The organism is Paraburkholderia sp., assembly GCF_034668105.1.
Classification (GTDB): Bacteria; Pseudomonadota; Gammaproteobacteria; order Burkholderiales; family Burkholderiaceae; genus Paraburkholderia.
Genome location: NZ_JAXDPY010000363.1, coordinates 18,017 through 27,672, shown reverse-complemented (window position 1 = coordinate 27,672; position 9,656 = coordinate 18,017). Strand labels below are relative to the sequence as shown.

The 9,656-nt window shown below is 61.6% G+C and carries 8 protein-coding genes and 1 pseudogene; 1 reads left to right on the top strand and 8 read right to left on the bottom strand.

Translation table 11 applies throughout. The annotated features are described in order from the left end of the window. Positions 1 to 112 precede the first annotated feature (112 nt). Positions 113 to 589: a cyclic pyranopterin monophosphate synthase MoaC gene (gene moaC / locus QOC89_RS16420; RefSeq protein WP_323045972.1), complete on the top strand. Its 477-nt coding sequence runs from the start codon at positions 113 to 115 to the stop codon at positions 587 to 589. Between the two features lie 79 nt (positions 590 to 668). Here moaC and QOC89_RS16415 read toward each other — a convergent pair whose 3' ends face one another. The 8 genes and pseudogenes from QOC89_RS16415 to recA form a co-directional block, all read right to left on the bottom strand. Continuing rightward, positions 669 to 2,453, bottom strand: a complete 1,785-nt coding sequence (locus tag QOC89_RS16415) for a PglL family O-oligosaccharyltransferase (protein ID WP_323045971.1) — start codon at positions 2,451 to 2,453, stop codon at positions 669 to 671. A gap of 136 nt (positions 2,454 to 2,589) precedes the next feature. Continuing rightward, a complete protein-coding gene (locus QOC89_RS16410) occupies positions 2,590 to 3,213 on the bottom strand; it encodes a pilin (protein ID WP_323045970.1) in 624 nt (207 codons plus the stop codon). A gap of 132 nt (positions 3,214 to 3,345) precedes the next feature. Then, positions 3,346 to 4,050, bottom strand: coding sequence for a TerC family protein (locus tag QOC89_RS16405; protein WP_323045969.1), 705 nt, complete (start codon positions 4,048 to 4,050; stop codon positions 3,346 to 3,348). A 146-nt stretch (positions 4,051 to 4,196) separates the two neighbouring features. Next, entirely contained in the window at positions 4,197 to 5,078 is an 882-nt protein-coding gene (gene sucD, locus QOC89_RS16400; protein WP_120296142.1) for a succinate--CoA ligase subunit alpha, read from the bottom strand. 137 nt (positions 5,079 to 5,215) lie between these two features. Beyond that, positions 5,216 to 6,382 carry an ADP-forming succinate--CoA ligase subunit beta gene (gene sucC / locus QOC89_RS16395; RefSeq protein ID WP_179734195.1) on the bottom strand — a complete coding sequence of 389 codons (1,167 nt, stop codon included), beginning with the start codon at positions 6,380 to 6,382 and terminating at the stop codon, positions 5,216 to 5,218. Continuing rightward, on the bottom strand, positions 6,379 to 7,119 hold the full coding sequence (locus tag QOC89_RS16390) for a DUF2889 domain-containing protein (protein WP_323045968.1): 741 nt from the start codon (positions 7,117 to 7,119) through the stop codon (positions 6,379 to 6,381). Before QOC89_RS16390 ends, sucC begins: the two co-directional genes overlap by 4 nt. 207 nt (positions 7,120 to 7,326) lie before the next feature. Further along, positions 7,327 to 8,136, bottom strand: a pseudogene (recX, locus tag QOC89_RS16385) (recombination regulator RecX); the annotation flags it as partial. Positions 8,137 to 8,449: 313 nt separating this feature from the next. After that, the gene (gene recA, locus QOC89_RS16380; RefSeq protein ID WP_179734197.1) at positions 8,450 to 9,526 is read right to left on the bottom strand and encodes a recombinase RecA; all 1,077 of its coding nucleotides are present in this window, start codon (positions 9,524 to 9,526) and stop codon (positions 8,450 to 8,452) included. Between the last annotated feature and the right edge of the window lie 130 nt (positions 9,527 to 9,656).

The following is a 9,656-nucleotide window of genomic DNA, read 5'->3' as shown; positions in this document are numbered from 1 at the left end:
CCCGCCGCTTGGCCTAACGCTCGGACTAAGATAGCGGGCATAGGGCAATTGTAATCATCTTGGCCCGCCCGGCCACACTGCTATGATAAGCGCCCTCTGAAGGAGCCCAACCATGCCTGAACTCACTCATTTCGACGCCGCCGGCCAGGCGCATATGGTGGACGTCGGCAGCAAGCAGGAAACCAAGCGCATCGCTGTCGCGCGTGGCTCGATTCGCATGCTGCCTGACACTTTCGCGCTGATTCGCGACGGCAACGCCAGGAAGGGGGACGTAATCGGCATCGCGCGCATCGCCGCGATTCAAGGCTCGAAGCGCACCGCCGATCTGATTCCGCTGTGCCATCCGCTCGCGCTGACGCGCGTCAAAGTCGATTTCGAACTCGATGAAACGCTGCCTGGCGTGCATTGCACGGTTCAGGTCGAGACGCTGGGGCGCACGGGGGTGGAGATGGAAGCGCTAACCGCCGTGCAAGTCGGGCTGCTGACGGTGTACGACATGTGCAAGGCGGTGGATCGCGGGATGACGATCACCGATGTGAAGGTGCTGGAGAAGCACGGCGGGAAGTCGGGGGATTGGGTGGCGGGTTGATGATGAACAACGTCATCGCCCCGCTGCACGTCTAAAGCTTCGGCCCGGGCTAAGCCTCGGGCTATAAAACGACAGCGGCTCACTCCTCGTCGCTGTCGTCGTCCTGATTGACGTCGCCCGGCGGCATGCCGTAGCGCTTGACCAGTTCCGCCTTGAAACCGGTCAGCGTCTTCTGTTCGTCGCACAGCTCATACAGGTAGGCCAGCTGCGACGGCCAGTCGTGCAGTTCCTGAGCAAAGATCTTCAGGCGCTCGACGGTGTCGAATCCCCCCGCCGTGTCACCGCTCAATGCTTGCAGCACCGCGTACCGGCGCAGCACGGTTTCACCCGGTAGCAGCGCGATCGCCTGCTTGTGCATGGCGAGCTTGTGCTGCAGATCCATCGAATTCATCGGCAGCAAGGTCGCGAGGCCGTACTCGCCCCACGCCTGGAACAGGAACGACGGATCCGCCGGATATTGCTCGGCGGGACGTGAACCGTAATACAGCACCTCGGCGCGCGCATAGTCGCGATACACGGGATACAGCGCGGCCAGGCCGCCGAACACAACCACAACAAACACACCGAACGACAGGCGGCCAGGCACAAGACGCAGCGGCCGTGTCTCGAGCAGGCCGAACACGAACATCGCCGGCAGCAGGAAAAACATGTACTGCTGCGGATACTCGACCAACGCATGCATGACGAGCACGCCGATCAGCGCGATGCCGAACACACGTGCGGCGCTCTGCGGCGCGCGGACCACGCGCACCAGCCAGGTGATGAGGCCGAACAGCACGATCGCGAGGCCGATCAAACCGGTTTTCGCGAGCAGGTCGATAAAAATGTCGTGCGAGTTGTTGGCAATCTCGACGCCGCCCAGCGACTTCACATACTCGAACTGGTAGCTCGGAAATTCACCCCAGCCAACACCCAGCAGCGGATGCGCCTTGAACATCGTCCAGCCGTACTTCCACAGCGCAAGGCGCGGCGCGATCTGGCCGGCGTCCTGGAAGCGCTCGGCCGCGGACTGAGCAAGCTCCAGGTGATAGTGGACATTGGCCCAGCGGATCAACGCGTTGACGACAAAGAACAGCACCGCCAACGCGATCGGGATCAGCCATTCGCGATTGCCGCGACGAAGCTGCGGCTGACTGCGCATCTGCGCGAAAGCCATCCAGAAACCCGCCACCACGATCACGCCCATCTGCAACCAGGGCCCGCGCGACACGGTCAGCGCGAGTCCAACGGCGAAAATCGTCGACACGATCAACCAGATGCTGACGGCAAGCCGGCGTGTCTGCACGAGGTACAGCGCACCCGCCATTGCGAACGCGATATAGGTGGCCAGGTGATTCGCCTGCGCCATATTGCCGAACGGCCGGCGATCAACGGTCTTGCTATAAGCGACGACCAGCGGCGACACGCGCACCTCCAGGTGAAACAGCTGGATCACCTGACAGAACACCGCAAACAGGCCGCCGACAATCAACGCCCCCGCGACCCAGCGCAGCGCTGTTTCGTTCAGCTTGACGCGTGTGAAACCGTAGCCGGCGTGCGTGGCCATGAATGCGGCGAGCAGATAACCGCCGCCGAGCCAGTTCATCGACGGCTGTGAAACCGGCAGCAGCGCGGATTGCGCCACCAACAGCAGCCCGAACAGCAACGGCACCAGCGCGACAACCGGCGACGCAAACGTCACGCGCGGCCGCGCCGTCCATACCAGCAGCACGACACCCGCGCTCATCAGCAGATACAGCGCGAGCGCCGTGAATTCAGCGTAGAAAGTCGGAATCGGATACGTGTGGTTGACGACTGCATAGGGCAGCACCAACGCGAGAGCCAGCAGAATCAGAGACAGGTAGCGTGCAAATGGGGTGGGCATCGAGTAACCGGTGGGCGTCAGCAACCGGCGCACTATACAAAAAAATTCTCCTGCTGTGCGCCGGCTGGGCTGAAATATCCCGAAAATCAGCGCTTTACGATCGGATAACAACTCATCCGATCGTGCGCCCCACTGCTCAAGCGCGACACTCCGGCGGTGCAAGATTCGACGCCAACGACGGCGCATCGGCAGGTGCGGGACCGGCACCCGGCGCAGGCAACGAGGAGGCCGTTTTGCCGCCGGCGAAACACTCCCACGTGACCGCGCCCGCCTGCACCGCGCCCTTGCTCAACGCGATTCGCGCCGTGGGCGCGTCGGCATTGTCAGGCACCGACGGCACCATGGTCAGCGTGTTCGACCCAGCGGGCGCGACGCGGGTGGTGAACGCGATAGTGATCTGGCCGGTGTCGTCGTCGACGTGAATGGACTCGACGTTGCGGGTAGCCGGCGGCGATGCATAGCCGCCGCCGAACGCATTGCCGCTAGCGGCGTTTTCGGACACGGATAGCCGCGCGGACGCAGCCAGCGAGAGCCCCTCGCCCACCCGGCTGCGGGCCAGATAGTCCTGATACGCGGGAATCGCATAGGCCGCGATCACGCCGACAATCGCCAGCACGATCATCAGCTCGATCAGCGTGAAGCCACGTGCGCAACAGCGGCAGGCGCGGATGAAAGGCGCGGTCCAGCGCGCTCGTTCGAACGCGCTCCGGGGGGAAACCTCGGACAGTGAAAAAGGGGAATACGGCAAAGTAACGATCATCGGCAGGCTCCTGAAACGAAAAACGCCTGCCCCTCGAATCGGGGACAGGCGTTTCAATCGTAGCCAGCGGTGCTCGTTCCACACAGTCAGCCGAATGGCTAACGTTGCGCTGACGCGGCGGTGCTCTGTGCGTCAAGCCGCGGCGCGATTGGCGTTGCGGCGCTTGAACAGATACCCGAGGATCACGACGAACAGCGCACCGCCAATACTCATGCCGTACTCCGCCGCCGGTGTATCGAGGATCGGCCACCGGTCGCCGGCGGGGTCGTTGATGATCAGACCGCCCGCGATCCAGCCGAGCAGCGCGGCGCCGAGCGTGATGACGATCGGAAAGCGGTCGAGCAGCTTCAGCACCAGCTGGCTACCCCACACGATCAGCGGAATGCTCACCAGCAGGCCGAAAATCACCAGCGCGAGGCGATGTTCGGGGTCGGCGGCCTCGGCCGCACCCGCAATGGCGATCACGTTGTCGAGGCTCATCACCGCATCCGCGATGATGATCGTCTTGATCGCCGATATCAGCTTATCCGCCGGTTTGACGTTCTCGTGCGCGTCGTGCGCCGGCGCCATCAGGCGCACGCCGATCCACAGCAGCAACAGACCACCGGCAAACTTCAGCAACGGCACGTCGAGCAGCACAACCGCGAAGGCGATCAGCGCCACGCGCAGCACGATGGCGCCGACCGTGCCCCACAACACGCCCTTGGTGCGTTGCGCGGGCGGCAGGTTGCGGCATGCGAGCGCGATCACCACGGCATTGTCGCCACCCAGCAGGATGTCGATGACGATGATCTGAATGACTGCGCCCCAATGGAGCGTGGCGAAGAATTCGAGCATGGTTAAAAGAATAAGAAGGAATCAGACGCACAGCCAATAAAAAAAGCGGGGGAGTCGAAACTCCCCCGCTTTTTAAGACTGTCCGCTCACGAAAGGATTTCGTAAGCGTATCAAAAAACGCGCCGTGACTGCGCGCGAATTTCGATTTACAGCATCGCCTTCAGAAGACGCGCCATTTCCGACGGGTTCTTCGTGACCGTGATGCCGCAGGCTTCCATGATTTCCAGCTTGGCTTCAGCCGTATCCGCACCGCCCGAGATCAGCGCGCCGGCGTGGCCCATGCGCTTGCCCGGAGGCGCCGTGACACCGGCGATAAAGCCAACCACCGGCTTCTTCATGTTGTCCTTGATCCACTCAGCAGCGTTTGCTTCGTCCGGACCACCGATCTCGCCGATCATGATGACGGCGTCCGTTTCCGGATCGTCGTTGAACATCTTCATCACGTCGATGTGCTTCAGACCGTTGATCGGATCGCCGCCGATACCGACTGCCGACGATTGGCCAAGGCCGATCGCCGTCAATTGGCCGACTGCTTCATACGTCAGCGTGCCCGAACGCGACACGACGCCGATGCGGCCCTTGCGGTGGATGTGACCCGGCATGATGCCGATCTTCAGCTCGTCCGGCGTGATCGTGCCCGGGCAGTTCGGTCCGAGCAGCAGCGTCTTGCGGTTTTCCGCACGCATACGGGCCTTCAGTTCGATCATGTCGCGCACGGGAATGCCTTCCGTGATACAGATCGCGAGATCCAGATCGGCTTCGACGGCTTCCCAGATTGCGGCCGCGGCGCCTGCCGGCGGCACGTAAATCACCGACACGGTCGCGCCCGTTTCAGCCTTGGCTTCAGCGACGCTCGCGTAGATAGGAATGCCTTCGAAATCTTCACCGGCACGCTTCGGGTTCACACCCGCGACGTACGCTTCGCGGCCGTTTGCATATTCACGGCAAGCACGCGTGTGGAACTGACCGGTCTTGCCGGTGATGCCCTGCGTGATGACCTTGGTGTCTTTGTTAATCAGAATCGACATGTATTGACCTCTGTTCGTTTGGCGTCGCACCGGTGCGCCACGGGGCGGGATGTTCTCCGCCCGCGTCGCTCACGCGCCGCCATTCGTAATCCTGGTTGTCCTGGTTGAGCCTGGCTCAATGGCTAACCGAGCGCTCTTTACTTGCCTTGAGCGGCCGCGACGACCTTCTGGGCCGCTTCTTCCATGCTGTCCGCCGCAATGATCGGCAGGCCGGATTCAGCGAGCATCTTCTTGCCCAGGTCTTCGTTCGTGCCCTTCATGCGGACCACCAGCGGCACCTTCAGCGACACGGCCTTCGACGCCGCGATCACGCCTTCCGCGATCACGTCGCAGCGCATGATGCCGCCGAAAATGTTGACCAGGATCGCGGTCAGGTTCGGGTTCTTCAGCATGATCTTGAACGCTTCCGTGACCTTCTCGGTCGTGGCGCCACCGCCCACGTCGAGGAAGTTCGCCGGTTCGCCGCCGAACAGCTTGATGGTATCCATCGTTGCCATTGCGAGGCCGGCGCCGTTCACGAGGCAGCCGATGTTGCCGTCGAGCGAGATGTACGCGAGGTCGAACTTCGATGCTTCGACTTCAGCCGGATCTTCTTCGTCCAGATCGCGATACGCGACGATTTCCGGATGACGGAACAGTGCGTTCGAATCGAAGTTGAATTTCGCGTCCAACGCGATGACCTTGCCGTCGCCGGTCAGGATCAGCGGGTTGATTTCGGCCAGCGATGCGTCGGTTTCCCAGAATGCCTTGTACAGGCCTTGCAGGATCGCGCGCGCTTGCGGCAGCGAAGCGGCGGGCACGCCGATCTTCGTGGCGAGCTCGTCGGCTTCGGCGTCTTTCAGGCCGGTCGACGGATCGACGGCGATCTTGTGGATCAGCTCAGGCGTCTTTTCCGCGACTTCTTCGACGTCCATGCCGCCTTCGCTCGATGCCATCACGACGATCTTCTGCGAAACGCGATCGATCACCAGGCCGACATACAGTTCCTTCTTGATGTCAGCGCCTTCTTCGATCAGCAGACGATTCACCTTCTGGCCTTCCGGACCGGTCTGGTGCGTGACGAGCTGCATGCCGAGGATCTGGTTCGAATATTCACGAACCTGTTCCAGCGACTTGGCGACCTTCACGCCGCCGCCCTTGCCACGGCCACCCGCGTGGATCTGAGCCTTCACGACCCATACCGGGCCGCCGAGCTCTTCCGCGGCCTTGACCGCATCATCCACCGAGAAGACCGGCTTGCCGCGCGGTACCGCGACGCCGAATTTCCGCAGGATTTCCTTACCCTGGTACTCGTGAATCTTCATGCGTGATTCCCTTCAGTCTGAGAGTTGGATTGAACTTCGTTTCCGCTGCCGTCGTTCATGCCGGACGTGCTGCCGCCCTCACCTGCCTGGCGGGCTGCCCCGTTGCCTGACGCAGCCGCGCGATCCGCTGTATACGGAGCGCGGCCATACCAGCGCGGATAAAACTGCTGCACCGCCTCGCCGTCGAAACGCAGCGCGTGGCAGCGTCCCAGCTGGAATGGCGGTTTATCGTTGGCATGCTCGCCTGGGTTGCCAGACGACTCGTCTCCAGAACGTGCTTTCGCGCCTGGCGTACTGTCACCGGTGTTCCACACCTCGCCGGTGAAGGCCTGAATGGCAGCGGTCGGCAAAATCGCACATAGCTCGGTGAGATGCGTGCAACCCGCCGTGCTGCCCAGCAAGCGGGCAGCTTCGCGACGGAAGTTGTGACGGAGATTGAGCCCGATAAGGGCACGGTAGGCGGGATTGCTGGCTTGGCACAACCCTGGATAGGGCACCCAGTCGGACGACGCTTCGGCGTCGACGACGTTGAGCTTGCGATCGATGGTGATGCGAAGCCAGAGTTCATGGATCGGCTGACCCTTGGGCCGGACGCCCGACGCAAGCACCACATCGCGCGGTTTTTCGTCGGTCAAGCATGCTTCCACATCCCACAGGCCATCGGCTCGCTCATAGGCTTCCGCTCGGATTGCGCGACGGTGGCGCAACTGACGGGATACTGGCGGGGAGAGCGGCATGCGGAAAGGAAAGGCCGGATTGGAAAACCCATGAATTTTAGCATACTGGATATTTGAGACAGGTCGGAATCCGCAGGGCCGCGCGGCGGGCCGGGGAGCGCGGCAGACGCTATCTCGAAGTGAGACTGTGCTGACAGCAAAGCGCGAAGATTTTCGCGCCGGGGGCTGTACGGTACCTATGCTCGCGGTACTCAGCTAGTCGCCGCTCTACTCTTCGTCGATACCTTTGAGAATTTTGCCGATCGTGGCACCCGAGAAACCGCGCGATGCCAGAAAGCGCGCCTGCTTGGCCCGCTCGGCAGCCGTTTCGGGAAGCCGGCCGAATTTCTTCTGCCAGACGGCCTGTGCACGCGCGAGTTCGGTTTCACGCAGCTGCGCACTCGCTTCCTCGACTAGCGTCTGGTCGACCGCGTGCTGCTTCAATTCGCCGACGATCCGGCTCGCACCCAGGCGCGACGCGCGCCGATGGAGCAGGCTTTCGGCAAAGCGTGAGTCGGACAGCCAGTTTTCAGCTTCCAGCGTATCGAGCAAGGTGTCGAGCGAATCGGTTTCTTCGACGAATGGCTTCAGCTTGCGCGCCAGTTCGGCGCGGCTGTATTCACGCCGGGACAAATAGCCGAGCGCCCGTCCTTTTAGGGAACGGGCTGGGCGTTGGGATTTTTTTGCATCGTCCTGCCCGGACTTCGCCTCGCCGGGTGTGCGGCGCGAGCGGGTATAGGTGGTCTCGGACGGGTCTGTTGTGTCTTGCGCGGAAGAGTCAGACTGCGACTGACGACCTGCGGCGCGATCGTGCGCGTCGAACGATTCGAATGGCTCGAACGGATCGGCCTCGCCGGCTGCGGCAAAGGGATCGGGAGCTGATGTGGATGAGCGCTGCGATGTGACGTTGCTGCCCGGATAGCGCGGCGCACGCGAGGTGGAACGCCCGAAAGAGCTTCCAGAAGACTTGCCGAACGAACTATTAGACGAAGACGAACTGCCCGACGAGCCGCCGAACGAACTGTTCGAAGAACGATCGGAGGAATTGCCAAACGAGCTGTTCGAGGAACGCCCGGAGGAATTGCCAAACGAGCTGTTCGAGGAACGCCCAAATGAACTGCCTGAGGAACTGCCTGAGGAACGACTAGACGAACCGCCAAACGAGTTTCCCGACGATCGCCCAAACGACCGGGTGGACCTGGAGCTCGACGAAGAAGCTGATGAGGAAGGTTCAGAGGAAGACGATGACGACGACTCAAACGAATCGTCATCACCGTCACGCGGGCCGTCCGCGTTGCGTCCGTCTTTAGCAGCGTTGGACAGCGGCCGGCCCTTGCGGATCACGTGTGGGTTACTCTTCTTCGCCCGCAACTTCGGCGCTGACGCCCGTTGCCGCTTCAGCCATGGCATTCACGCCCAGCGATTCACGGATACGGTTTTCGATCTCACGGGCGACGTCCGGATTTTCACGCAAAAATTCGCGCGCGTTGTCCTTACCCTGACCAATCCGTTCGCCGTTGTAGCTATACCAGGCGCCGGCCTTGTCCACGATCTTTGCCTGCACGCCGAGGTCGATGACTTCACCCTGACGCGAAATGCCCTCGCCGTACAGAATGTCGAAAATCGCTTCCCGGAACGGTGGCGACACCTTGTTCTTCACGACCTTCACGCGCGTTTCATTGCCGATCACTTCGTCGTTCTTCTTGATCGAGCCGATCCGGCGAATGTCCAGACGCACCGACGCGTAGAACTTCAGCGCGTTACCACCGGTGGTGGTTTCCGGGTTGCCGAACATCACGCCGATCTTCATACGGATCTGGTTGATGAAGATCACGAGGCAGTTCGTGCGCTTGATCGTGCCGGTGAGCTTGCGCAGCGCTTGCGACATCAGACGCGCTTGCAGACCCGGCAGCGAGTCGCCCATTTCGCCTTCGATTTCAGCCTTCGGCACAAGTGCCGCGACCGAGTCGATCACGATCATGTCGATCGAGCCCGAGCGCACCAGTGCGTCGGCAATTTCGAGCGCCTGTTCACCGGTGTCCGGCTGCGAAACCAGCAGGTCGTTCACGTTCACACCGAGCTTGCCCGCATACTGGATGTCCAGTGCGTGTTCCGCGTCGATAAACGCTGCCGTGCCGCCGATCTTCTGCATTTCGGCGATGACTTGCAGCGTCAGCGTGGTTTTACCGGACGATTCCGGGCCATAAATTTCGACTACACGGCCACGCGGCAAACCGCCGACGCCCAGCGCGATGTCGAGGCCGAGTGATCCGGTTGAGACCACCTGGATGTCTTCGACTACCTCACCTGCGCCGAGCCGCATGACCGACCCTTTGCCGAACTGCTTTTCGATCTGCGCAAGCGCGGCAGCGAGTGCCTTGCTCTTTTCAGCAGTCAGTCCAGCCGAGCCTTTCTTGCTTTCTTCCATGAATCGTCCTTTGCTATGATGAACGGCGTCTGAGGCAGATGTGCAGCCCACGAGTTCAACCTCTCGGAAAGGACAGCACACGAAACTCAGACACTGTATAAAAAAACAGTAGTTTTGGCAAGCGCGATTC

Excerpts from the sequence above, each read along its gene's own strand:
- recA (WP_179734197.1), bottom strand. The coding sequence starts at position 9,526 with ATGGAAGAAAGCAAGAAAGGCTCGGCTGGACTGACTGCTGAAAAGAGC.
- QOC89_RS16410 (WP_323045970.1), bottom strand. The coding sequence starts at position 3,213 with ATGATCGTTACTTTGCCGTATTCCCCTTTTTCACTGTCCGAGGTTTCC.
- QOC89_RS16405 (WP_323045969.1), bottom strand. The coding sequence starts at position 4,050 with ATGCTCGAATTCTTCGCCACGCTCCATTGGGGCGCAGTCATTCAGATC.
- moaC (WP_323045972.1), top strand. The coding sequence starts at position 113 with ATGCCTGAACTCACTCATTTCGACGCCGCCGGCCAGGCGCATATGGTG.
- sucD (WP_120296142.1), bottom strand. The coding sequence starts at position 5,078 with ATGTCGATTCTGATTAACAAAGACACCAAGGTCATCACGCAGGGCATC.
- QOC89_RS16415 (WP_323045971.1), bottom strand. The coding sequence starts at position 2,453 with ATGCCCACCCCATTTGCACGCTACCTGTCTCTGATTCTGCTGGCTCTC.
- sucC (WP_179734195.1), bottom strand. The coding sequence starts at position 6,382 with ATGAAGATTCACGAGTACCAGGGTAAGGAAATCCTGCGGAAATTCGGC.
- QOC89_RS16390 (WP_323045968.1), bottom strand. The coding sequence starts at position 7,119 with ATGCCGCTCTCCCCGCCAGTATCCCGTCAGTTGCGCCACCGTCGCGCA.